The organism is Lacrimispora xylanisolvens (assembly GCF_002934545.1).
In the GTDB taxonomy this organism is placed as follows: Bacteria; Bacillota; Clostridia; order Lachnospirales; family Lachnospiraceae; genus Lacrimispora; species Lacrimispora xylanisolvens.
The window spans coordinates 178,543-204,397 of sequence record NZ_PTJA01000011.1; the positions used below are offsets into that span (position 1 = coordinate 178,543).

Annotated in this window: 19 protein-coding genes and 1 other annotated feature; of the genes, 16 read left to right on the forward strand and 3 right to left on the reverse strand. The window is 43.3% G+C overall.

Features of this window, described 5'->3' with window-relative positions:
- Window positions 1-3 precede the first annotated feature (3 nt).
- The 10 genes from BXY41_RS19375 (at window position 4) to BXY41_RS19420 (ending at window position 13,100) form a co-directional block, all read left to right on the forward strand.
- The gene (locus BXY41_RS19375; RefSeq protein ID WP_104438520.1) at window positions 4-2,979 is read left to right on the forward strand and encodes an EAL domain-containing protein; all 2,976 of its coding nucleotides are present in this window, start codon (window positions 4-6) and stop codon (window positions 2,977-2,979) included.
- A 113-nt stretch (window positions 2,980-3,092) separates the two neighbouring features.
- The gene (tig, locus tag BXY41_RS19380; RefSeq protein WP_104438521.1) at window positions 3,093-4,379 is read left to right on the forward strand and encodes a trigger factor; all 1,287 of its coding nucleotides are present in this window, start codon (window positions 3,093-3,095) and stop codon (window positions 4,377-4,379) included.
- 51 nt (window positions 4,380-4,430) lie between these two features.
- Window positions 4,431-5,051, forward strand: coding sequence for an ATP-dependent Clp endopeptidase proteolytic subunit ClpP (clpP, locus tag BXY41_RS19385; RefSeq protein WP_278321428.1), 621 nt, complete (start codon window positions 4,431-4,433; stop codon window positions 5,049-5,051).
- 95 nt (window positions 5,052-5,146) lie between these two features.
- Window positions 5,147-6,448: an ATP-dependent Clp protease ATP-binding subunit ClpX gene (clpX, locus tag BXY41_RS19390; protein WP_104438523.1), complete on the forward strand. Its 1,302-nt coding sequence runs from the start codon at window positions 5,147-5,149 to the stop codon at window positions 6,446-6,448.
- A 78-nt stretch (window positions 6,449-6,526) separates the two neighbouring features.
- Window positions 6,527-8,845 (forward strand): endopeptidase La, encoded by a 2,319-nt coding sequence (gene lon, locus BXY41_RS19395; RefSeq protein ID WP_104438524.1) that lies wholly within the window; start codon window positions 6,527-6,529, stop codon window positions 8,843-8,845.
- A gap of 12 nt (window positions 8,846-8,857) precedes the next feature.
- Window positions 8,858-9,457: a ribosome biogenesis GTP-binding protein YihA/YsxC gene (gene yihA, locus BXY41_RS19400; RefSeq protein ID WP_104438525.1), complete on the forward strand. Its 600-nt coding sequence runs from the start codon at window positions 8,858-8,860 to the stop codon at window positions 9,455-9,457.
- Between the two features lie 67 nt (window positions 9,458-9,524).
- Window positions 9,525-10,403 (forward strand): transporter substrate-binding domain-containing protein, encoded by an 879-nt coding sequence (locus tag BXY41_RS19405; protein WP_104438526.1) that lies wholly within the window; start codon window positions 9,525-9,527, stop codon window positions 10,401-10,403.
- A 101-nt stretch (window positions 10,404-10,504) separates the two neighbouring features.
- Window positions 10,505-11,299 (forward strand): amino acid ABC transporter permease, encoded by a 795-nt coding sequence (locus tag BXY41_RS19410; RefSeq protein WP_185140378.1) that lies wholly within the window; start codon window positions 10,505-10,507, stop codon window positions 11,297-11,299.
- Window positions 11,300-12,043 carry an amino acid ABC transporter ATP-binding protein gene (locus BXY41_RS19415; RefSeq protein WP_104438528.1) on the forward strand — a complete coding sequence of 248 codons (744 nt, stop codon included), beginning with the start codon at window positions 11,300-11,302 and terminating at the stop codon, window positions 12,041-12,043.
- Window positions 12,044-12,143: 100 nt separating this feature from the next.
- A complete protein-coding gene (locus BXY41_RS19420; protein WP_104438529.1) occupies window positions 12,144-13,100 on the forward strand; it encodes a D-2-hydroxyacid dehydrogenase in 957 nt (318 codons plus the stop codon).
- A 42-nt stretch (window positions 13,101-13,142) separates the two neighbouring features.
- Here the strand turns inward: BXY41_RS19420 and BXY41_RS19425 are convergent, their stop codons facing one another.
- From BXY41_RS19425 to BXY41_RS19435, 3 genes are read right to left on the reverse strand one after another with little or no spacing between them, the layout of a single operon-like run.
- Window positions 13,143-13,355 carry a hypothetical protein gene (locus BXY41_RS19425; protein ID WP_104438530.1) on the reverse strand — a complete coding sequence of 71 codons (213 nt, stop codon included), beginning with the start codon at window positions 13,353-13,355 and terminating at the stop codon, window positions 13,143-13,145.
- Window positions 13,356-13,392: 37 nt separating this feature from the next.
- Entirely contained in the window at window positions 13,393-13,917 is a 525-nt protein-coding gene (locus BXY41_RS19430; RefSeq protein ID WP_104438531.1) for a DUF4364 family protein, read from the reverse strand.
- A gap of 21 nt (window positions 13,918-13,938) precedes the next feature.
- Window positions 13,939-15,090 (reverse strand): NAD(P)-dependent malic enzyme, encoded by a 1,152-nt coding sequence (locus BXY41_RS19435; protein WP_104438532.1) that lies wholly within the window; start codon window positions 15,088-15,090, stop codon window positions 13,939-13,941.
- 142 nt (window positions 15,091-15,232) lie between these two features.
- On the opposite strand from BXY41_RS19435, the gene BXY41_RS19440 reads away from it, so the two are divergent.
- From BXY41_RS19440 to sigE, 6 genes are all read left to right on the forward strand, one after another.
- Complete coding sequence (locus BXY41_RS19440) at window positions 15,233-18,805, forward strand: DUF5717 family protein (protein ID WP_104438533.1); 3,573 nt, start codon at window positions 15,233-15,235, stop codon at window positions 18,803-18,805.
- Between the two features lie 15 nt (window positions 18,806-18,820).
- Window positions 18,821-20,044: a DUF5716 family protein gene (locus BXY41_RS19445; RefSeq protein ID WP_104438534.1), complete on the forward strand. Its 1,224-nt coding sequence runs from the start codon at window positions 18,821-18,823 to the stop codon at window positions 20,042-20,044.
- Window positions 20,041-20,856: a tetratricopeptide repeat protein gene (locus BXY41_RS19450; RefSeq protein WP_104438535.1), complete on the forward strand. Its 816-nt coding sequence runs from the start codon at window positions 20,041-20,043 to the stop codon at window positions 20,854-20,856. Before BXY41_RS19445 ends, BXY41_RS19450 begins: the two co-directional genes overlap by 4 nt.
- Window positions 20,857-20,895: 39 nt before the next feature.
- Window positions 20,896-21,116 (forward strand) — a binding site (T-box leader).
- A gap of 61 nt (window positions 21,117-21,177) precedes the next feature.
- The gene (locus tag BXY41_RS19455; RefSeq protein ID WP_104438536.1) at window positions 21,178-23,817 is read left to right on the forward strand and encodes a valine--tRNA ligase; all 2,640 of its coding nucleotides are present in this window, start codon (window positions 21,178-21,180) and stop codon (window positions 23,815-23,817) included.
- Between the two features lie 290 nt (window positions 23,818-24,107).
- Window positions 24,108-24,944 (forward strand): sigma-E processing peptidase SpoIIGA, encoded by an 837-nt coding sequence (locus BXY41_RS19460; RefSeq protein WP_242980248.1) that lies wholly within the window; start codon window positions 24,108-24,110, stop codon window positions 24,942-24,944.
- Between the two features lie 29 nt (window positions 24,945-24,973).
- The gene (gene sigE, locus BXY41_RS19465) at window positions 24,974-25,714 is read left to right on the forward strand and encodes an RNA polymerase sporulation sigma factor SigE (protein ID WP_104438538.1); all 741 of its coding nucleotides are present in this window, start codon (window positions 24,974-24,976) and stop codon (window positions 25,712-25,714) included.
- Window positions 25,715-25,855: the final 141 nt, after the last annotated feature.

Sequence of the window (25,855 nt, forward strand, 5' to 3'; positions counted from 1 at the left end):
TTTATGAGAGAGAAGAAAAGTGAGTCCATACGAACCCGTTTGCTTGGACCGCTGCTGATATTGCTGGTTGTGCAGGCTGCAGTGATTGCCGGTACCGTGCTTTTCGGCGGAGTTTCTGTTAAATTAAAAAATAATGAAATCCACATATTAAGCCAGAATACAGAGAACATCAGGGTTGACTTAGAGAAGGAGACTCTCTATCACTGGATTGTTATGCTGAACCATTCATCCTTCGTTTCTGATGAAGTAGAGCAGATTCTAAAGAAAAACGGGAGCAGTCCCCTTGATATTTCCAAAGATTACGGGCTGAACCGGGAAATTGTGGAACAGATCATAGAAAAATCCATAGATATGCTCCATATGAGTTATGCGACCGGAGTTTATTTTGTTCTTGACGGTCCGGCAGCAGCCAATAGTTCCAACGATGTGAAAGCGGGATTTTACATAAGAAACTCCAATACGGGAGGATATTTAACAGACAATTCTTCTCTCCTCATGGAGCGGGGATTGCCCTCTGTGGCAGAAAAATATAAGATACCGCTGGATTCCTTCTGGGAAATAGGCTTTAGTAACGGAGGAGATTTAAAAAACAGTGAATTTTATCAAAAGCCTCTTAACCTGGCTTTACAGACAGGAACCAAAAAAGCGGATGCCTTAAATCAGGCTTATTTAAGTCAGCCTTTTCGCTTAAGTCCAAGAGATATGCCCGTTATCACCTATTCCGTTCCGGTTATTTTAAACGATGGGACAGTTGCGGGTGTATGGGGGCTTGAGATGACCTTAAATCAGCTGGGACAGATATTATCGGAGAAGCAGACCAACAGCAGTTTTGAGGAATGCTGGCTTCTTGGAATGCGGGATAAAGAGACAAAAACGATTGTTCCGGTGATGGATTCCGGTTATCTCTACAATCAATATTTTAACGATATCAAAAAACTGTCTTACACAGACAACGATAAGAAATCCGTCAGCGAAATAGAATCATCTGATGGAACCAGGTGGTATGCCAGTATTAAAAGTCTTGATGCCTACGCCAATAACGGAGTAATGGAAAAAGAAGACTGGGTGCTTGTGGGAATGGCAAAGCAAAAGGATCTGCTTGCATTTTATAATGCCATTCGACGTATGTTGTTCAGTACCATGCTGGTTCCCATTCTATTCAGCTTTCTGGGAACGTTTGTCATTGGGAAGATTGTAACGGAACCCATCCGCAGACTTTCTTTCGAGTTAAAGGGCAAATCCGGTAACAGAGGACTGTCATTAAAAAGGGTTTACATCCGTGAGATCGATGATCTTACGGAAACAATTGAGCAGTTAAGCCATGACGTGGAACAATCTTCTTCAAAGATTTCCAGTATCCTGCGCCATGCCAATGTTATGATTGGAGTTTTTGAATACGCCAAAGGAGACGGTCTGGTTTTCTGCAGTCAGTCTTTGTTTGAGATGCTTGGCTGGGGGAATATAGAGGAGCCGTACCGGTATCTGGAAGTTGACAGATTTGAGAAGCTGATGGAACAGACGTTTACCGGAGTGAAGATGAAGGGGGATCGGGTGATTCAAAGCTTCCAGATGAATGGCAAAACGCGATGGGTACAGGTTATTTTAGATGAGTCAAAGTCAGGGACCATTCTGGGAGTCTGTTCTGATGTAACTGCAGATGTGCAGGAGAAGGAAAAACTTGAATGGGAACGCAATTTTGATTTACTGACCGAATTGTATAACAGGAGGGCATTCCGGGAACAGGTGGAATCCATGATGGCATCCCAGAGGGAGAAGTACGGTGCAGTCATCATGTGGGATCTGGACAATTTAAAGTATATCAACGATACATATGGGCATGATGAAGGAGACCGTTACCTGATCCTGTTTGCAGAATGTTTAAAAAACAGCTTTGCCGGAAGGGGGATTTTAGCCCGTTATTCCGGTGATGAATTTGTGACCTACCTGCATGGAGACGACAAAGAGAAAATCCGGAAAGATGTCCGTGATTTTATAAAGTACATTCAAAAGGCAGCTCTTACCATGGAAGGCGGATACATGCTTCCAGTCCGTGTTTCAGGAGGATTGTCCTGGTATCCCGGTGATGGGTCAGATTTTGAAACCCTGTTTAATTATGCTGATTTTGCCATGTATATGGTAAAACACAGTGTGAAAGGCAATGTAAGAGAATTTGATTTCGATGAATATTCCAGGAATTCTTATATGCTGACAGGCAGTGAAGAACTGAACCGAATGCTGGAAACCGGAGATGTGAGCTTTGTTTTTCAGCCAATCGTAACAAGAGAAGGCAATATTTACGGATATGAGCTTTTGATGAGACCTCATTTTACAAATTTAAAAGGGATTGGTGAAGTGTTAAATCTGGCAAGATCTCAGGCAAAGCTGCCTCAGATCGAATCACTGACCTGGTTTGCCGGTTTAAGGGCTGCGGAAGCTGAGAAGGAAAAAGGGCATTTAGGAGAGTCAGAAAAGCTGTTTATCAACTCCATTGCTTCTGTGTGCATTACCGAAGAGGAGCAGGCACTGCTGGAAGATAATTTTGGGGATCTCTTAAGCCGGGTTGTTATTGAGATGACAGAAGGGGAACCTGCCAGCCGGGAATATATGGCCCGTAAGATGGAGATGGCAAGAAAGTGGCAGGGGCAGACGGCTGTGGACGATTTCGGTACCGGATATAACAGCGAATCCGTTCTTCTGCATATGCGGCCGGAGATTGTTAAGGTGGATATGAGTCTGGTCAGGCAGATACACAAAGATGCAAAAAGGCAGATGATATTAAAAAATCTTCTTGAATTTGCTGTTAACAACGATATCTGTGTTCTGGCTGAAGGTGTGGAAACGGAAGAGGAACTGGTGTTTTTACTGGATTGCGGCATCTTTTTATTCCAGGGATACTATATCGCCAGGCCCCAAATCGAGATCCGTCCCCTTGATCCTTACATTGCCGGGAAGATGAAGGCGCTTGCAGGAAAAACCTGATTTTATCGTAAATAATACTGGAATTTAGGGGACGAGTATGGTATAATGCTAAATTGAAGTGTAACGCCCTGTCGGTAAGGCGGTTCACATATATCTCAAGGAGGAACCCATTAATGAGTTTACAAGTGGAAAAATTAGAAAAGAACATGGCAAAATTAACGGTTGAAGTGCCGGCTGAGGAGTTTGAGAAGGCTCTTACCGCAGCTTACAATAAGAATAAGGGCAGATTTAACATCCCTGGTTTCAGAAAAGGCAAAGCACCACGTGCCATGGTAGAAAAGATGTATGGAGCAGGTGTCTTATATGAGGACGCTGTCAATGAAGCTCTTGATGCAACATATGGCGATGCTGTAGAGGAAAGCGGACTGGATATCGTTTCCAGACCAGAGATCAGCGTTGTTCAGGTAGAAAAAGGCCAGAACTTAATTTACACTGCTACTGTAGCTGTTAAGCCAGAAGTGACTTTAGGCGAGTATAAAGGAATTGAAGTAACCAAAGCATCTGCTGAAGTAACAGAAGAGGACATTGAAGCAGAATTAAAGAGAGTCCAGGAGCAGAACTCCAGACTTGTTACTGTAGAAGACAGAGCTGTGGAAGATGGCGACCAGACAGTTATCGACTTTGAAGGCTTCGTTGACGGAAAACCGTTTGACGGCGGCAAGGGAGAAGATTATCCACTTACCATTGGTTCCCACTCCTTTATCGATACATTTGAAGAGCAGCTGATTGGAAAGAACATTGGAGAAGCATGTGAAGTAAACGTAACATTCCCCAATGAATATCATTCCACTGAGCTTGCTGGTAAACCGGCTATGTTTAAGGTTACAGTTAAGGAAGTTAAGAGAAAAGAACTTCCAGAGTTAAACGATGAGTTCGCTGGTGAAGTTTCTGAATATGATACATTAGAAGAATACAAAAATGACATCAAGGAAAAAGTTGCTGAAAGAAAACAGAAAGCAGCAGCTACTGAGAATGAAGATCATGTTGTAGAGAAGGTTGTAGAGAACGCAGCTATGGATATTCCTGAGCCAATGATCGACAGCCAGGTAAACAACATGGTGAATGACTATGCAAGAAGAATGCAGAGCCAGGGACTCTCTCTTGACCAGTATATGAAATTTACTGGAATGACAATTGAAACATTAAGAGAGCAGATGAAGCCACAGGCATTAAAGAGAATTCAGACAAGACTGGTTCTTGAAGCAGTTGCCAAGGCAGAGAACATCGTTGTTTCTGATGAAGCAGTAGAGAAAGAAATTGCAACTATGGCTGAAAGCTACAAGATGGAAGTTTCACAGATTAAAGAATATCTTGGCGAAAGCGGCATTGCACAGATGAAAGAAGATCTGGCAGTACAGGAAGCTGTTGATTTCCTGGTAGCAGAAGCGAAATTAGTTTAAGAGTTTTATTCCCGGTAGATTCCAGACATCCTGTCCGGAGTCTATTCGGTTTTGAGTGAGAAAGAACAGACAGGAGGAAGAAAGATGAGTTTAGTACCTTATGTCATTGAATCAACCAGTAAGGGGGAACGCTCTTACGATATTTATTCCAGACTTTTAAAAGAGAGAATTATTTTTCTCGGTGAAGAGGTGTCTGATGTTTCGGCAAGCCTTATTGTGGCACAGCTGTTGTTTTTAGAGGCTGAGGACCCTACAAAGGATATCAATCTTTACATTAACAGCCCAGGCGGTTCTGTAACTGCAGGAATGGCAATTTATGATACCATGAACTATATCAAATGCGACGTATCCACTGTCTGCATGGGTATGGCGGCCAGTATGGGAGCATTTCTTCTGGCAGGCGGAGCGAAGGGCAAACGTTTTGCACTTCCCAATGCAGAAGTTATGATTCACCAGCCTTCTGGCGGTGCAAAAGGTCAGGCAACAGAAATTCGCATAGTTGCAGAGAATATATTAAAGATTAAGAAGCGTTTAAATGAGATTATGGCAGCGAATACCGGTCAGCCTTACGAAGTGATTGAACGTGATACAGAACGTGACAATTACATGACTGCTGATGAAGCAAAGGCTTATGGACTGATTGATAATATTCTTTACAGTCACGACCGCTAAGACTGAGCGGAAGCTATCAACAAGGAGCACCCTTCGGGTATCCCTTTATGCTCAAAAAGCGTGAGCCACAAACAAGGAAAGTATGAGGTGTGTATATGCCGGTCAGAACAGACGACAAGATCCGATGCTCTTTTTGCGGGAAAACCCAGGATCAGGTAAAGAAACTGATTGCCGGTTCCAATAATGTCTATATTTGTGATGAGTGCATTGATTTGTGCGCAGAGATATTAGAGGAAGAATTTGACGGCCATGACGAAGAGGCACCTGATTTCAGCAATATTAATCTGATGAAGCCAAAGGAAATGAAAGCTTTTTTAGATGAGTATGTCATTGGGCAGGACGAAGCAAAAAAGGTGTTGTCCGTAGCAGTATATAACCATTATAAGAGAATTACATCCGGTAAAAAACTGGATGTGGATATACAAAAGAGCAATATTCTGATGTTGGGGCCTACGGGCTCCGGTAAAACTTATCTTGCGCAGACTCTGGCTAAGGTTTTAAACGTACCGTTTGCCATTGCAGATGCGACTGCTCTTACAGAAGCCGGTTATGTTGGTGAAGACGTAGAAAACATCCTTTTAAAACTGATCCAGGCAGCTGAGTATGATATCAGCAGAGCTGAATTTGGAATCATTTATATTGATGAGATTGATAAAATCACCAAGAAATCGGAGAATGTGTCAATCACCAGAGATGTTTCCGGTGAAGGTGTTCAGCAGGCTCTATTAAAGATTCTGGAAGGTACGGTTGCCAGTGTCCCGCCTCAGGGTGGAAGAAAGCATCCGCACCAGGAACTTTTACAGATCAATACCACCAATATTTTATTTATCTGCGGCGGAGCGTTTGATGGTCTGGAGAAAATCATTGAGCGCCGTTTAAGTGCAGGATCCATTGGGTTTAATGCGGAGATTGTAGATAAGAATAAAACGGATATTGATGATCTCTTAAAGAAAACCCTGCCTCAGGATCTGGTTAAATTTGGGCTGATTCCTGAATTTATCGGACGTGTTCCCATCACTGTATCACTGGAACTGTTAGATCGGGCAGCTCTGGTTAAGATTTTATCAGAGCCGAAGAATGCGCTGATTAAGCAATACCAGAAACTATTCGAACTGGATGATGTGAAGCTGGAGCTGACCGCTGATGCGGTGGAACGGATTGCAGAACTGGCTGTGGAAAGAAAAACCGGCGCCAGAGGATTGCGTTCCATTATGGAAAGCGTCATGATGGATTTGATGTATGAGATACCATCAGACAGCAGTATTGGAATCTGCAGAATCACCAAAGAGGTTGTGGATAAAAATGGAGAGCCGGAACTGGTCTATCGGGACACGGCAGTTCCCAGAAAATCACTGGCTCAGAAATTGAGAAAAGATAAGACAGGCGAGATCGCATAGATCCCTGCATGAGTCGGGAAGGTGTTACAGCGAATCAATCTGCTGGAACACCTTTTTGAATGCAAAGGAGAGAACCAAATGGTAGATAAGACAATTACAATGCCGGTTATTGCCCTGAGAGGTATGACTGTTCTACCCAAAATGATGCTGCACTTTGATATCAGCCGGGAGAAATCCATCGCGGCGGTTGAAAAAGCCATGGTAGGGGATCAGAAGGTATGCCTGGTAACCCAGAGAAATCCGGAAGAAACCGATCCTGGAATAGAAGACTTATATCAGGTAGGAACGGTTGCTTTAATCAAACAGCTGGTGAAGCTGCCGAATAACGTGGTCCGTGTCATGGTGGAAGGTCTGGAGCGGACTGAGCTTCTGACTCTTGAAAGTGAAGAGCCTCTTCTTGTAGGTGAGATTGAAGAACTTCAGGTGCCACTGGATATATTAGATCCCGTTACCATACAGGCAATGGCTGAAATTGTGAAAGAAAAGCTGGAAGCCTATGGCAAAGAAAACCAAAGAATTGCTAAGGAAGTTGTCCCTGGATTGCTGGTTATTCCGGATTTGGGGGAACTTTTGGATCAGGTTGCAGTTCAGCTGTCCTGGGATTACCGTCTCCGCCAGCAGGTGCTTGAAAGTGTACTTCTGGAAGAACGGTATGCTCTGGTTATGAAACACCTGATTACTGAAATTGAAGTGACTAAGGTGAAAAAGGAATTACAGTCCCATGTGAAAGAACGGATTGACAAGAATCAGAAGGATTACATTTTAAGAGAGCAGATGAAGGTGATCCGGGAAGAGCTGGGAGAAGACAATCCGCTTTCTGACAGTGATGAATATGCCAAACGTCTGAAAGCATTAAAAGCAGACAAAGAAATAAAAGAGAAGATTCAAAAAGAGATCGACCGCTTTAAATCCATGCCGGGTGGAAGTCAGGAAGCCAATGTTGTCCGGATGTATCTGGATACAGTTCTTGATTTTCCGTGGAAGAAGATGTCAAAGGATAACAACAGCATTATTCATGCTCAGCAGGTTCTGGATGAAGAGCATTATGGCCTGGAAAAAGTAAAAGAACGGATTCTGGAATATTTAGCAGTCCGGATTCTTACGAAGAAAGGAACCAGCCCCATTTTATGTCTGGTTGGACCTCCTGGTACAGGAAAGACTTCTATTGCAAGATCTGTGGCCAAAGCACTGAATAAAGAATATGTAAGAATCAGCCTGGGAGGTATCCGGGATGAGGCGGAGATCAGAGGGCATAGAAAAACATATGTGGGCGCTATGCCTGGCAGAATTGCAGAGGCTGTCAAACAGGCAGGTGTGAACAACCCGCTGATGCTTCTTGATGAAATTGACAAAGTCAGCAGTGACTATAAAGGCGATACATCTTCTGCACTGTTAGAGGTGCTTGACAGTGAGCAGAATGTGAAATTCAGGGATCATTATATTGAGCTTCCCATTGATTTATCCAATGTACTTTTTCTTGCAACTGCCAATACCATAACTACCATTCCCGGCCCTCTTCTTGACCGAATGGAAGTAATTGAAATAAATAGTTATACAGAGAATGAAAAATTCCATATTGCCAAAAACTATCTGGTGAAAAAACAGCAGGAACGTAATGGTCTTACAGGAAAGCCGGTTGCCATAACGGATCAGGCGATTGAAAAGATCATACACAATTATACCAGAGAAGCCGGAGTCAGAAACTTAGAGCGGCGGATCAGTTCTGTTTTCAGAAAGACAGCCAGAGAATTTCTGGAAGACAAAAGCCGTGTCATTGAGGTGACAGAGTGTCAGCTGGAAAAGTACTTAGGGAAAGAAAAAGTATCTTATAACAATGTTAACGAGGAAGATCAGGTAGGAATTGTGAGAGGCCTTGCATGGACCAGTGTAGGCGGAGATACTCTGCAGATTGAAGTAAATGTAATGCCAGGCAAAGGAACCCTTCAGACCACAGGACAGATGGGAGACGTTATGAAGGAGTCGGCACAGACTGCTTTAAGTTATGTCAGGTCCATAGGACCGGAATATAACGTGCCCGATGATTATTTTGAGAAACACGATATTCATCTTCATATCCCGGAGGGAGCAGTTCCGAAAGATGGCCCTTCAGCAGGAATTACCATGGCAACTGCCATGCTTTCTGCGGCTATCAACAGGAAGGTAGGTGCGACCGTTGCCATGACAGGAGAGATAACCTTAAGAGGCCGGGTTCTTCCCATCGGAGGCTTAAAGGAGAAAATTCTAGCTGCACGTATGGCACATGTGAAAAAAGTTCTGGTTCCGGATAAAAACCGGCCGGATATTGCAGAATTATCAGAAGAGATCACAGAAGGCCTTACAATTGTATTTGTAAAGGAAATGCCGGAAGTATTAAAAGAGGCTTTCGTCCAGGAATAGAAAGGAAATTACATGATTATTAAAACCGTAGAACTGGAGACTGTATGCGGAATTACCAGCAAGCTTCCGGAGAACACAAAACCGGAATTTGCATTTGCAGGTAAGTCAAACGTGGGCAAATCCTCTCTCATCAATGCACTTATGAACCGGAAGTCCTTTGCAAGAACTTCATCCTCTCCAGGTAAAACACAGACCATTAATTTTTACAATATTAATGATTCGCTGTATTATGTGGATCTTCCCGGATACGGTTATGCAAAGGTATCCGTAGAAGTTAAAGCAAAATGGGGAAAGATGATTGAAAATTATCTTCATAATTCGCCTATGCTGAAATGTGTGTTTCTGCTGATTGATATCCGTCACGAGCCATCAGATAATGATAAAACCATGTACGACTGGATCATTAGTAATGGATATCAGCCGGTTATTATTGCCACCAAGCTGGACAAGCTGAAACGAAGTCAGGTTGCAAAGGCATTAAAAGTAGTGCGGACCGGGCTGGGAATCGGAGCGGATGTGACCGTAATTCCGTTTTCAGCGGAGACAAAACAGGGCAGAGAAGAAATCTGGGATTTGATTGAGGATTCTGTAAATAGTCTTGACAAGGAGTAAAAATCTTTTTATAATGAACCTATTTATTACATAGAGTTCATTATAGCAGAAAGAGGAGAAAACAGTTATGAAAAAAACTATGAAGAAAATTGTATCAACTCTCATGGCAGCAGCTCTGGCAGCGGCAGCATTGACTGCCTGTGCAGGCGGTAACTCCACAGCGGGCACTTCCGGTACAGGAAAAGAAGCAGGAGACAAAAAAGTATTAAAAGTTGCCATGGAGTGCAGCTATGCTCCTTACAACTGGACTCAGCCAACCGATGCAAACGGAGCAGTGAAGATCTCTGGAAGCTCTGATTATGCATATGGTTATGATGTAATGATGGCGAAAAAGATTGCGGACGAGCTGGGCTATAACCTGGAGATTGTAAAGCTGGACTGGGATTCTTTAGTACCTGCTGTTCAGTCCGGTAAGGTTGATTGTGTTATCGCGGGACAATCCGTTACTGCAGAGCGTATGCAGTCCGTTGATTTCACAAATCCATATTATTATGCAACCATTGTGGCTTTGGTAAAAGCTGGCGGTAAGTTTGAGAATGCAAAAAGTGTTGCTGACTTAAAGGGTGCAGTTGCTACATCCCAGTTAAACACCATCTGGTATGATAATTGTCTTCCACAGATTCCCGATGCTGATATTCAGCCCGCTCAGGAATCCGCTCCTGCCATGCTGGTTTCTTTAAGTTCTGGAAGATGTGACGTGGTAGTAACAGATAAGCCAACTGGTCAGGCAGCTTTAATTGCATATCCTGATTTCAAACTCCTTGATTTTACCGGTACAGACGGTCAGTTCAAAGTATCTGATGAGGACATTAATATTGGAGTCTCTGTTAAAAAAGGCAATGCTGAATTAAAAGATGCCATAAACGGAGTACTTGGCAAGATGACCAAGGATGATTTTAACAAGATGATGGAAGAGGCAATTAAGGTACAGCCGCTTTCAAAATAATAATAAGAGGAATCGGAGCTTGCAGGCACGGGATGGGAGTTTTTCCGTGCCCCTTGTTCTGTTTTAACCAAGCTGTGAAAGGGAGAGGGTAATATATGTCTTTGCCGTCAGATTTTTTTGGAAGAATGGTATTTATTCTGCAAAATTATGGTCCGTCCTTCTTAGCAGGGGCTGGCAAAACAATGGCGATTGCCATTGTAGGCACATTGATCGGATGTGTAATCGGATTTGCAGTAGGAATTATTCAGACCACTCCGGAATCAAAGCAGGATAATCTGTTTAAAAAGATACTGATTAAAGGAATTAAATTTATTTTAAATGTATATGTAGAGGTCTTCCGCGGAACCCCCATGATGGTTCAGGCCATGTTTATTTTCTATGGTTCTTCCGCACTTTTTGGAATTAATATGTCCATAGTATTTGCATCCTATTTTATAGTCTCAATCAACACAGGAGCCTATATGGCAGAGACGGTCAGAGGCGGAATCCTTTCTATTGATCCGGGCCAGACAGAAGGTGCAAAAGCCATTGGTATGACCCATTACCAGACCATGTTAAATGTCATCATGCCACAGGCACTTCGCAATATCATGCCTCAGATTGGCAATAACTTAATTATTAATATTAAGGATACCTGTGTGCTTTCTGTGATCGGAGTTGTAGAGCTGTTTTATGCGACAAAGGGTGTGGCAGGAGCTTACTATACGTATTTTGAAGCATTTACCATCACCATGGTCATTTACTTTGTCCTGACCTTTACCTGTTCCAGAATTCTCCGGCACTGGGAGAAAAAGATGGATGGACCGGACAGCTACGATCTGGCTACAACAGATACCCTGGCTTATACCAGTGGAATGGTGAAATTTCCGGACCCAAAAGAGAAGGAGGATAAATAAATGGCTGAAAGCAATGTGTTAAAAATTCGTCATTTAAGTAAAACATTTGGAACCAATGTAGTATTAAGAGATATTGATTTCAATGTAAATGCCAAAGATGTGACCTGCATCATCGGAGCATCCGGCTCAGGAAAATCCACTCTTTTGCGCTGCATCAATCTTTTGGAAACACCCACTACCGGTGAGATTTTATACCATGATGTGGATATTACAGACAGAAAGATGAATGTTCCCGAATACCGTACCCGAGTTGGCATGGTGTTTCAGAATTTTAATCTCTTTAATAATATGACTGTACTGGAAAACTGTATGGTTGGTCAGGTGAAAGTTTTAAAGAAAGATAAGGAAGAAGCCAGAAGAAAAGCCATGATGTTTTTAGAGAAGGTTGGAATGGCGCCTTATATCAATGCTAAGCCAAGACAGCTTTCAGGTGGTCAGAAGCAGAGGGTAGCCATCGCAAGAGCACTTGCCATGGAACCGGAGGTACTTCTTTTTGACGAGCCCACTTCCGCCCTGGATCCCCAGATGGTAGGAGAAGTTCTTGCAGTTATGAGAACACTTGCAAAGGAAGGACTCACCATGATCATTGTAACCCATGAGATGGCGTTTGCAAGAGATGTGTCCAACCATGTGGTTTATATGGCAGGTGGTGTGATTGAAGAAGAGGGAGCACCAGCTGATATATTTGGTAATCCTCAGAAAAACTCAACAAAGGAATTTTTAACCCGTTTTATGCAGGGTTAGAAGCAGACGGAGCTGTCGCAAAATAACTGAATGATCAGTTGTGGAGCAGGCTCCTTTTTGATATACTGGTAAAAAAGTGGATAACAAAGAGGGGGTATATATGAGAATCGTCTTTATGGAAACGGATACTTTGGGAGATGATGTGGATTATACACCGTTTTATAATCTGGGAGAGGTGGTAAAATATAATAAATCAGAACCAGAATATAACCATGAACGGGTAAAGGATGCAGATGTGATTGTGGTAAATAAGATTCCCATGAATGAGGAAACCCTAAGGGATGCCCAGCATGTAAAACTCATCTGCCTGACAGCTACCGGAACCAATACGGTTGACTTTGATTATGTCAGAAAAAGGAACATTGCAGTCACCAATGTAAAAGGATATTCCACCCAGTCTGTGATACAGCATACCTTTGCATTGCTGTTTTATGTATATGAGAAGCTTTCCTATTACGATCAGTTTGTGAAGTCGGGAGAGTACGCAGCCAGTGATATATTCAGTAACTTTGATATAAAATTCAATGAACTTTATGGTAAAACCTGGGGCATTATCGGACTTGGAGAGATTGGGAGAGGAGTGGCAAAGGTGGCAGAAGCCTTTGGCTGCCGTGTAATCTATTATTCTACTTCCGGTAATAACAGTAATTCTCTCTGGGAGCGGGTTGAATTTGATGCTTTATTAAAACAGTCAGATATCATATCCATACATGCCCCGTTAAATTCTGCTACAGAATATTTAATTGATGAAGATGCATTAAGGAAGATGAAAAAAACTGCTGTTCTTCTGAATCTGGGAAGGGGAAATATCATAAGAGAAGAGGCGCTTTTAAAGGCTCTGGAAACAGGAGAAATCGCAGGAGCAGGACTGGATGTAATCAGTGCAGAACCTATGCTGCCGGATAATCCCCTTCTTAAGATCAAAGACAGTACAAAGCTGATCATTACTCCCCACATCGCCTGGGCTACGGTTGAGGCCAGAAGAAGGTGCCTGTATGAAGTGTACGAAAACATGGTTTCTTATCTTCGGGGAGAGGAACGAAACCGGATAAAGTAAAAAGGGGCGGCTGATGACAGCCGCCTTATGTGATCAGTCTTTTCATTCTTTGTGGGAAAAAATATCGCGTATCTTGATCCGTAAGAAAGTACGAAGCACTTCGGCTCCCAGCATAAAAATCAGAAACGGCAAAAAGACAGTGAGAAACAACCTGGCTTTTAACCGGAACATCTTCTTTTTGTGCTGCAATTTTAAAGTCTGATAATGGTCTGAGATTAAGTGATACCATGTTTTTTTTACCGGAACTTTTTTCAAACGAATTCCCCCTTACTCCTATCTATGGGCAGGATCCCTAAGATCCGCTCATCAAAGATTTCATGGCAAATGCATAAATTTCCTGACTTTTTAACTTCCAGTGGTCACACATGATTTCTGCCTGATCTTTATCCGGAACAGATAGTTCCAGATTAATCAGACAGTTCTTACCTTCCCTTACTTCGCAGTGAACAATGTAATCCTGGGTTGTGGATTTATAGTAATCTGCTGTTACACCAACTTCGTTGCGGAGACGGAACTTGTTTTCTTTTAAATATTCATCCATGTCATGGACAATCGCCGGTGATATCTTATTGCCAAAGAAGGAAAGAGTCTCTTCCCCTTCTCTGGTAATGTCGTACCGGCTGCTGTTGTGATTGGTCTCCACATGCAGCAGTCTTGCCTCTAACAGTTCATTCAATGCCTGATTCAACGTAAAATATGTGGTATATTCATGCTCCAGAAAAAAGTTAGATAATTGTGCACTGGTCAGGGGAAAGTTTACCTGCTTCAGCATGTATAGAATCATCAGCTTATATAGTGTCATAGGTTCTGAGAGCATCGGATAACCTCCATCTTTCTATTACCGGATATGGTCTTTTACCGCCCGGCTGACAATATCTGCCACACGGGGATCAAAAGCCTCGGGCAGGATATTATCTTCATTTATTTCCGAAGGCGCTACCAGACCGGCAATGGCCTCAGCAGCAGCAAGCTTCATCTCTTCTGTAATGGCAGCAGCTCTTCCCTCCAGTGCACCTTTGAAAATACCTGGGAAAACCACTACGTTATTGACCTGATTCGGGAAATCAGATCTTCCTGTACCAACAACCCTTGCGCCGGCCTTTTTTGCCAGATCCGGCATGATTTCAGGTACCGGGTTTGCCATGGCGAAAAGAATGGAATCAGAATTCATGGAAGTAACCATCTCTTCAGTTACAATTCCCGGAGCTGAAACTCCGATGAAAATATCGGCACCCTTCATGGCATCAGCCAGGTTTCCTGTCTGACCTTCCAGGTTGGTGCAATCCATCATCTTTTCCTGCATCCAGTTTAAGCCTTCCATTCCTTTATAAAGGATACCGGCCCGGTCGCAAAGGACGATATGCAAAAATCCGTAAGACAGCAGAAGTCTGGTAATAGCAATACCGGCAGAGCCTGCGCCGTTTACTACCACCCGGCAGTCCTCTTTCTTTTTCCCTGTTACTTTCAGGGCATTAATCACTCCGGCAAGAACTACAATGGCAGTTCCGTGCTGGTCGTCGTGAAAGACCGGAATGGGAAGCAGCTTCTTTAACCGCTCTTCAATCTCAAAGCATCTTGGCGCTGAAATGTCTTCCAGATTAATTCCGCCAAATGCAGGAGCTATGGCAGCGACGGTTTTAATGATTTCTTCCGTATCCTGTGTGTCTAAACAGATGGGAATGGCATTGACTCCGCCGAATTCTTTAAACAATACGGCCTTTCCTTCCATTACCGGCATGGCTGCAAGCGGACCGATATTACCAAGCCCTAAAACAGCGCTGCCATCGGATACAACAGCAATGGTATTGGACTTTATGGTATATTGATAGGCAGCTTCCGGATTGTCCGCGATTACCTTACATGGCTCCGCTACTCCGGGGGTGTAGGCAAGGGCTAAATCTTCCCTGCTTTTTACTGCTGCTTTGGAAGTAATTTCCAGCTTTCCGCCCCATTTTTCATGAAGCAATAATGCTTTCTCGTTGGTTGTCATAATGAGTTTGTCCTTTTTTCAACAGTTTTTATTTATCATACCAATTTTAGGGTTTTAAATCAATAGAAAATATGTTAGAATATAGAGTAATTCAAATGAAGCAAACGAAAAACATAAGGAAATTGAAGATACAGGTGGTACTATGAGAGAACGAATCAACAGGCTGGCAAAGGGCATCATTGATTCAGAAATTCCAAAGATAAAGGTTACCCCATCGGGAATTGATGATGTGGTACGTTCAGGCGGAGCCACGAGACGGGAACTTGTCGTTACCAGTGAGAATAACCTGCATATAAAAGGGCTTGCATATTCCTCTGATTACCGCGTTCGTATGATAAGCGGGTCGTTTGGAGGTACATACAACCATCTGGTCTATGAGATTAACAGCAGTTTCATGGAAGATGGGGACGTAATTAAGGGATCTTTTTATCTGGTTACCAATGGCGGCGAGAAGGAAGTCCCTTATTCGTTTCGGGTGGAGCTTGGCACGTCAGGGAAAGCACTGAGTGATTTAACGACGGCAGAGAATTTTGCAGATACTGCAAAAAAAGATATGGATACGGCTCTTCGCTTGTTTGAGTACCGCGATTTTGTTACGGCCCCGTTTATGAAAGACCTTCATGTAAGGGCAATTTATGACGGATTAAAGGGCCGGCCTGACAGAAGAAAGGAACTGGAAGAGTTTCTTGTAGCGTTAAAGGTGAAAAAACCGGTTGAATTATCGGTGGATACCGGAGAACGCAGATATGGAGAACTGGAGGATGTTGTTAAGGACTGGGTTGAGTTAAAGCGCAGCAGCTGGGGCTATATCAATCTGGAAGTGACGACAGACTGTGATTTTATAGAACTGCCAAAGAAGACCATTGGCGAGCAGGATTTTACAGATGACAGATATGAGCTGCCTTTTCTTGTACACCCGGATCGTATGCATCAGGGAGAAAATTATGGCAGAATTCAGATAAACGGAGTGGAAGAATGCTTTTTAATACCAGTAACATCGGTATGTAACCCCGGAGGAGGAATATCGGCGGAGGACGCCTTTGCAAAAGAGGCATTCGGCCGATTTTTGCGGCTCCGCCTGGAAGCAGAGACGGGGAAAGAACCGGCTGATTCCCTGTGCAAAGAGATGGAGAAGGCACTGGATGAAATCGAACTGATGAAGGGAGAGTCAGGCCTTATTAAACTGCTTCGTGCAGAATGCCGTCTGTTTGCAGGAGAGAAATCAGAAGCTGCTCTTTTCCTGGATGACAGCCGGGATGAGATTCTTTCACAGAGACAGGAAAAGAAAGAGATTTACTGTTATTACCAGTATTTAAGACTTGAGATCCAGCCTGATGAATACCAGAGGGAATCTCTTGTCCGTCTGATGAAAAAATATCTGGAAGAAGAGCAGCATCTGTTTTATCTGTTTGGACTTCTGACTAAATCAGACAGCCGGCTGCTTGAGAATCCGCCGGCATTACTGGCAATCCTCAAGCGTCAATATGAAGCAGGGGTAAGAAGCCCCTTTTTCTATGTGTGGGGATGCCAAGTTTTAAACAGCGCTCCGGAACTGATGCGTGCCATTGGTCCCATGGAGCTTCAGATCCTGTTTTCCTCTGCAGGAAAAGGGATAATAGAGAAACGGCTGATCACACAGATCTGCAGGCTCACGCTCACAGCCAAGCATTATAACCGGCTGCATTACCGGATGCTTTGCAGACTGTACAAAGAGACATCTGAAAAAGAAGTATTAGAAGCTATCTGTTCCCTGTTAATCAAAGGAGAGTGCCGTAATTTGGAAGCCTTTTCCTGGTATGAGAAGGGAATCAGGGCGGGAATCAGCCTGACCAGGCTTTATGAATACTATCTTTATGCATTGCCAAAGAACTACTGCTATCTGCTCCCAAAAGAAGTGCTTCTTTATTTTTCCTATGGTGGAAGTGAACTGGATCTTTACAGCAGAAGCGTTTTATATAAGAATGTTCTCGTATATTTAGAGCCGGTTGACCCTCTTTATCAGGCTTATGAGCGGGTCATTGAAAAGTTTGCAACAGAACAGCTTTTTGAATCCAGAATTGATAATTACCTGGCTGCCATCTATGAGCGTATTTTATTAAAGGAAGTAGTGGATTTATCCATGGCAAAAGTACTTCCTTCTATTCTGCGCTCTTACCGTGTGGAATGCAGCAATAAAAAAATGAAATATGTAATTGTCTGCTATGAAGAGATGACACAGGAAGATGCATTTCTTTTAAATGACGGAGTTGCCTATGTACCCCTGTTTTCCGAACACAGTATTCTGCTTTTCCAGGATGCCTATGGAAACCGGTACGCCAATATTTCATATAAGAAAGATCCGGTGATGGAACGGACCGAGCTGGAAGAACGGTGCTTTGAACTGTATCCGGAGCATTCCATGCTTCGGCTTCGTGTTTGTGATCAGATTCTGGCTGACGGAGCGAAAGATGCAAAAGAGGTTCAGATTTTGGAAAGCACACTGGAAGATCCCAATCTGCGGCCGTTTTACCAGAAGCTGCTGCTTTCCAGAGTCATTGAATATTACCAAAAGCAGTCAGAAGCTGCGCCAGAACAGGGAGAAGGAGCCGGATACCTGCTAAAGCTTGATAAAAAGGTACTTACCAGGCAGGAGCGGGCCGGAGTCTGTGATACGCTGATCCGCAACAATTACATGGAAGAAGCTTACAAAATGATCCGGGATTTCGGCGCAGAAGGGATCAGTTCCAAACAGCTTCATAAGCTTTGCACGGAGATGATTCTTAAGAATCTCTTCTGTGAGGATGGGCTTTTACTCCATCTGGCATATACTGCTTTTTTAGAAGAGGAGAACGACAGTGTTCTTCTGGATTACCTGTGTGAACATTATAATGGTCTCAGCAGCCAGATGTACCGGATTCTGCTGCAGGGTGTCTCCCTTCATGTGGAGACCTATGACTTAGAAGAGCGTCTGTCCGCACAGATGATGTTCAGCGGCGATACCCTGAGACTGGATAAGGTTTTTCATCTGTATCAAAGCAGAAAAGAGCCTGGTGAGAGCATTGTAAAAGCATATTTTACCATAAAGTGCACCGACTATTTTATGAATGAGAAAGAACCGGAAGAATGGGTGTTTTCATATCTGGAAAGGATCATACAGGCTGCGGTTCAGAAAGGCCGTTTTCCAACCATCTATTTACTGGCGCTGACCAGATATTATTCTCAGCTCCCGGCCATTGATGAAGAGCAGAAAGAATTGTTAAAAACCATGGTATCCCTTTTACTGGAAGAACGTCTGGTATTTCCATACTATAAAAAGCTGGCAAAATATGTGGCCATGCCAGAAGATATCATGGATAAGGCCATGATTTCACACTGTGCAGAGCGGGATTCTAAAATTGAACTAGAAATCAGGATTCTTCCTGATGAAGAAGAATATCACAGTGAGGATATTACCCGTATGTATCAGGGTGTTTTCGTAAAACAGAAGATACTGTTTGAAGGCGAAATCATGGAATACCGGGTAAAAGAACTGGTTGATGAGGAATGGGTATTAAAGGAAGAGGGAAGCGTCAGCTGCGAGGCAGGCGTGACACCGGAAGATTCGGACAGCAGATATGCCTGCTTAAACGAAATGAGCCTGTCTCTTAATCTGAAGGATGAGACCGGGCTTAAAAAACGGATGCAGGAGTATTTAAAGAAGAATGCTGCTGCAGAAGAAATATTTTCACTGATGTAAGATAAGGGGATGTCAATGGACGGACTGATAATAGGGCTTGATCTGTGTGATGCCTATACCCGGATATGCTGCCATGACAGAGAAAAATCATGGAGTATTCCTACAGTTATCTGTAAGAAAAAGGATGAGGAAGCCTGGTACATAGGAGAAGAAGCATACGCCTATACTCTTGTGGGAGAAGGCATCATTGTGGACAAGCTGATAAAGATGGTAAGAAAAGACGGTACTGCAACACTTGGCGGTACAAAATATGAAGGTCTTGACTTATTGAAGCTATTTTTGAAAAAAATAATAAAACTCCCTATGGAAGAATTCTTCTGTGAGGAGATTAAAGAGCTGGTAATTACCATGCAGAAAGTGGATACAAAACTGATGGATGCGCTGATGTATTGTGCGGACTCCCTTGGGATTGAGCGGGAGAAGGTTCATATTATCAGCCATACAGAAAGCTTTGTTTACTATGTGCTGAGCCAGAAAAAAGAAGTATGGGGCAATCAGGTGGGCGTATTTGATTTGTCAGAAGACTCCTTTCATTATCATGAGCTGAAGGTCCAGAGAGGACTTCGGAAAATGATGGTGATTGCAGAGCATGAGGCTTTGGAAGAAAGCTTTAATCTGGATATATTAGATACCCCTTCCGGAGGTAAGCTTGCAGATAAAATCTTAAGCTCCTGTGCAGACCGGCTTTTGCAAAAGAAACTCTTTTCTTCTGTATTTTTAACAGGGAAAGGGTTTGAACGCCATGACTGGGCAAAAGATTCCATGAAAGTACTCTGTTCCCGAAAAAAGGTTTATATGGAGCCGGAGCTGTTTGCCAGAGGAGCTGCCTTTAAAGGTATGGATTATCTTAAGGATAACAGCGCTTATCCCTTTGTCTGTATCTGTGACGGTCATCTTCATTCTACAGTATCCTTACGTGTACTTCATAAGGAACGGGAGAGTCAGCTGGTTGTGGCTGCAGCAGGGGACAACTGGTATGAGGCAAAAAGCAGTGTTGATTTAATCGTAGACAAGCAGGATTATGTGGAGTTTATGGTAACACCCATGGATCCCAAGCAAAAGAGGCTGGTAAAGATACCCCTGGAGGGATTCCCCAACCGCCCGGACCGGACAACCAGACTGGGAATCAGCTTTGGCTTTCTGGATGAGAAAACCATGGCGGTGGTATTAAAGGATAAGGGATTTGGAGAGCTGTTTCCTGCTACCGATACGGTGATCAGGCAGGAGGTCATGCTATGAGCCTTATTTTGTGCCGGCAGGAACCGGTAAAACGGCCGTTTTATTTTGAATATCTGGGAGTGCGTATTTTTTCCTCCCAGGAACTTTGTTATGTAATTTATAATCATCCCCTTCTGGTACTGGATGGCTTTGTGGATGAAAGCCTGCTGGAGTTTATCCGGGAAGATTTAGATATGGCGTTTTTTGCAGCAAAGCTGGAAAAATGGCAGAAAAGCGGGGAAGAGGAAGATGAGCTGCTGGCGATGATTCTTCACGAATGTGATTATTACAGCGCGGTGGAAGTGGGGCGGTTTCGCCAGCAGCTGGCTGCATTTCGAAGACTACCCCAGTCTGAACTGTTAAAGCAAAAGGCGGATTTCCTTTTTCAGAAGAATCAATACGGAAAGGCGGTTTCTATCTATATCAGAATCCTTGATATGGCAAGAACGGACCGGGGCAGTGACAGTTTTACCGCAAAAGTCTATCACAACTTAGGCGCTGCCTATGCCCGGCTGTTTCTGATGGATAAAGCCTGCAGAGCCTATGAAAAATCATACGACCTGGTTAACAATGAGGAAGTATTAAAAAAGATCTGCCACTTAAATCAGTGGAACCCATCTGTAATGCCGGGAGAACGTTTTATGTCTTTGATGACGGAAGAATTAAAGGAAGTATGCAGAGAAGAACGGGCAGTGGCAAACGAAAACGCAGGAAAGGCAAAAAGCCTGCTTGAACTGGAAAACTTATTCCAGAAAGATCCCATCAAGCGTTTCCAGGGAGCAGGAGAACTGGTTTCCAGGTGGAAGAAGGAATACCGTAATATTATGTCTTGACAAAACGGCAAAAAACTTCTATCATATACTAGATAACAGGAAAAGGTATTGATGAAGAGGAGTACGCACATAACCCTGAAAGAGAAAACCGTTCACTGGCTGAAAGACGGTTAAGGTAGTGTTTGCGGAAGGTAGCTTCGGAACTGGAAAGCTGAATTATTAATATACAGTAGGCTTTCACGCGTGGCCCCGTTAAAGGCCGTAAAGATATGGCAGAATCTGCCGTAATAAAGGTGGTACCGCGTTTATACGCCCTTTGTGTCTTCGGATGCAGAGGGCTTTTTGTTTTCCCAAATAACGAGCTGACAAAAGGAGTAGATTATGAAAGAGTTGGAAAAAACCTATGATCCGTCAGGGATTGAAGGCAAACTTTATCAGAAATGGCTGGACAAAAAGTATTTCCATGCCAAACCAAATAAGGATAAGAAACCATTTACCATTGTGATGCCCCCGCCTAATATTACCGGTCATCTTCATATGGGACATGCCCTTGATAATACCATGCAGGATATTCTGATCCGCTATAAGAGGATGCAGGGCTTTGAGGCCTTATGGCAGCCGGGAACGGATCATGCAGCCATTGCCACAGAAGTAAAAGTAATTGAAAGCTTAAGAGCCCAGGGGATTGAGAAGGCAGATCTGGGACGGGATGGCTTTCTGGAAAAATGCTGGGACTGGAGAAAAGATTACGGAAGCAGAATCATTAACCAGCTTCACAAGATGGGATCTTCCGCTGACTGGGACAGAGAGCGTTTTACCATGGATGAGGGTTGTTCCGAGGCAGTCCAGGAAGTTTTCATCCGGCTGCATAAAAAAGGTTTTATCTATAAGGGTTCCAGAATAGTAAACTGGTGTCCCGTGTGCCAGACTTCTATTTCTGATGCAGAGGTAGAGCATGAAGATCAGAACGGCTTTTTCTGGCATATAAACTATCCCATTGCCGGTGAAGAAGGCAGATTTGTAGAAATTGCAACCACCAGACCGGAAACCCTATTAGGCGATACAGCAGTTGCAGTCAATCCCGATGATGAGCGTTATCAGGACATCGTTGGTAAGATGTTAACACTTCCCCTGACTGGAAGAGAGATTCCAGTGATTGCAGATTCCTATGTTGATAAAGAATTCGGTACCGGATGCGTTAAGATCACTCCGGCTCATGACCCCAACGACTTTGAGGTGGGAAGAAGACATCAGCTGCCTGAACTGACAATTATGAACGATGATGCTACCATATGTCTTGCAGGAAGCAAGTATAACGGTATGGATCGTTATGAAGCCAGAAAGGTCATTGTAAAGGACTTGGAGGAACTGGGACTTTTGGTTAAGGTGGTTCCCCATGCCCATGCAGTTGGTACCCATGACCGCTGTAAGACTACAGTAGAGCCAATGGTAAAACAGCAGTGGTTCGTAAAGATGGAAGAGATGGCAAAACCGGCAATCGAGGCATTGAAAACCGGCAAGCTGAAATTCGTTCCGGAACGTTTTGATAAGATCTACCTTCACTGGCTGGAAAATATCAGGGACTGGTGTATCTCCAGACAGCTATGGTGGGGTCACAGAATTCCGGCATTTTATTGTGATGAGTGCCATGAGATTATTGTTTCCAAGGATTCACCTGATGTGTGTCCAAAGTGCGGAGGCACTCACTTTACACAGGATGAAGATACCCTTGATACCTGGTTTTCCTCAGCGCTCTGGCCATTCTCAACCCTTGGCTGGCCGGAAAATACAGAGGATTTAAAATATTTCTATCCTACCAGCGTTCTTGTAACCGGCTATGATATTATTTTCTTCTGGGTAATCCGTATGGTATTCTCCGGAATTGAGCAGACAGGGGAGCTTCCGTTCCACACTGTGCTGATTCATGGACTGGTAAGAGATTCCGAAGGTAGAAAAATGAGTAAATCCCTGGGAAATGGGATTGATCCTCTGGAGGTTATTGATAAATACGGCGCAGACGCTCTTAGAATGACACTGATTACCGGAAACGCCCCTGGAAATGATATGCGTTTTTACTGGGAGCGGGTAGAGGCAAGCAGAAACTTTGCCAATAAAGTATGGAACGCTTCCCGGTTTATCATGATGAATATTGAAAAGGCTCCTGATGCAAAGGCAGAACTATCTGAGCTTACCATGGCGGATAAATGGATCTTGTCAAAAGCCAATACCCTTGCCAGGGATGTGACAGAAAATCTGGATAAATATGAGCTTGGAATTGCTCTTTCCAAAGTTTATGATTTTATCTGGGAAGAATTCTGTGACTGGTATATCGAGATGGTGAAACCAAGGCTGTGGAATGAAGAAGATACCACAAAGAATGCCGCTGTATGGACCTTAAAAACTGTTTTAATTAACTCCCTGAAACTTCTTCACCCCTACATGCCGTTCTTAACGGAGGAGATTTTCTGTAATCTTCAGGAGGAAGAAGAGTCAATCATGATCTCAAACTGGCCGGAATACAGGGAAGAATATGCATTTGAAGCAGAAGAGCTGGCGGTAGAAACCATTAAGGAGGCAGTAAGAGGAATCAGAAATGTCAGAACCTCCATGAATGTTCCTCCCAGCAAAAAAGCAAAAGTATATGTAGTTTCTGAGAACCAGGAAATACTGGATATCTTTGAACACAGCAAAGTTTTCTTTGCAACCCTTGGTTATGCAGGCGAGGTATTCATTCAAAAGGACAAGTCAGGAATCGGCGAGGATGCGGTTTCTGCAGTGATTCACCAGGCTGTCATCTATATGCCATTTGCAGAACTGGTTGATATTGAAAAAGAAATTGACCGTCTGAAAAAGGAAGAAGAACGTCTGGAAAAGGAACTGACCCGCGTGCGTACCATGTTAAGCAATGAAAAATTCGTAAGCAAGGCGCCTGAGGCCAAAATCGAAGAAGAAAAAGCAAAACTTGAGAAATATGCTCAGATGATGGAACAGGTGAAGGAACGTCTTGCCCAGCTCTCTTAAAGTTTAAAAAAATCGACAATTTACTTTTGTATGAAAAAACAGTCGAACACGGAACTTAATCGTGTCTGGCTGTTTTTTTGCTGTCCGGGATTGGTTTAGAATCATTCTCAGCCCTGCCATTCATTTCCAAATAAGTGAGGGTAAGACAAAAATATCAGATTGGGACTGTAAAATACTGTCGGGAAGTGACATTGCTGGTTGGAAAAAGACGATGAAAAAGTGGAATTTTTTCCGTGGTTTTGACAAATTCTGAAAGGATAACTGGCTATAATGTTCCTACAGGGCGGGAGGTGAACGCAGCAACGGAACTTAACCTGTACATAGATGTATTGTTCTTTATTAATTTTACCATGGATTTTCTGGTATTGTCTATCGTAAGACGTGCAATGAAGTACCGTCTGATCCGATGGAGGCTGATTCTGGGGGCAGTTTTAGGAGCAGCGTGGGCCGTGTTTGCCGCTGCTTTTCCATATTTGCCTGTTTTGCTTGAGATGGCAGTTACTTATCTGGGAGTCAGTACCCTGATGGTAATGACTGCTTTCGACTTAAAGAGACCCAAAGATATCGGAAAAGGATTAATAGCCCTATATCTGGCTGCTGTGGCTGTAGGAGGAATTATGGAGTTCCTATATCAGCATACGAAGGCTGGCTATTATATAGAACAGATTCTTAGAGGAAATACAGGAAAGGCCATACCTTTTTACCAGTTGATTTTTTTGGGAGCCGGGTCCTATTTTGGAATCCGGGTCATGCTTCGATGGCTGCCGGGACTGTGGAAAGCAAAGAGTAATTTTTATGAAGTCACCATGCATTACAGAGGAAAGGAAAAGAAGGTGACTGCTCTTCTTGATACAGGAAACCGCCTTTTTGAGCCGGTAAGCCGCCGCCCAGCCCATGTTGTGACCTATGAAGCCGTCCGGGAACTCTGTGAAAGCGTTTCAGAAGTGGTTTATATTCCATTTGGAAGCGTTGGAAAATCAAACGGAGTCTTGCCCGGTATTTTTTTAGACGAGATGGAAGTACGTCAGGGAGATGATGTGAGAATAATTGAAAAGCCTCTGATTGCTGTCAGCAAAAAGGCCCTGTCCTCAAGCGGAGAATATCAGATGCTGTTGCACGATGAGTGATTGTTTGATGTAAAGGAGAGAGTGTCGATATGATTATAAAAGTGTCTGTACCAAATCGTTTTCAGTTTAAAGCAATTCCTACATTTAGAACATTGATGATGCCGTCTCAGGGGGAGATCCATTACATTGGAGGTGCGGATATCCTGCCAGCGCCCCTTGATAATGAGAGAGAAGCCCAGATTATTGCACTTCTTGGAGGAGACGACGATCAGAAAGCGAAATCAGAATTGATTGAACACAATCTCCGCCTGGTGGTATATATAGCTAAAAAATTTGATAATACAAGTGTTGGTGTGGAAGATTTGATTTCCATCGGAACCATCGGATTGATTAAGGCAATTAATACCTTTAACCCCACTAAAAATATAAAACTGGCTACTTATGCTTCCCGTTGCATTGAAAATGAAATACTCATGTATTTGAGGAGAAATAACAAGACAAAAATGGAAGTATCCATTGATGAGCCATTGAATGTGGATTGGGATGGAAATGAGCTCCTTTTGTCTGATATTCTTGGCACAGATGAGGATGTAATATATAAAGACTTAGAAACAGAGGTGGAAAGAAACCTACTTAACTCAGCAATCAGCCGTTTAAGCCCCAGAGAGCGCAAAATCGTGGAACTGCGGTTTGGCCTTTCTGATGAGGATGGGGAAGAAATGACCCAGAAGGAAGTGGCGGATTTACTTGGCATTTCCCAATCCTACATATCAAGACTTGAGAAAAAGATTATGAAGCGTCTGAAAAAAGAAATTGTGCGATTTGAATAAATGTGGTTAAAATAAGGAAAGACTCAAAAGGGTCTTTCTTTTTTTACTTTATAGGAAATTCCGCAAATAGTCAAAAATAGTGTATAATAGTATTGAAATAAAAAATAGCATAGCAAAAGAGCGAAGGTGTGACTTCGCCAT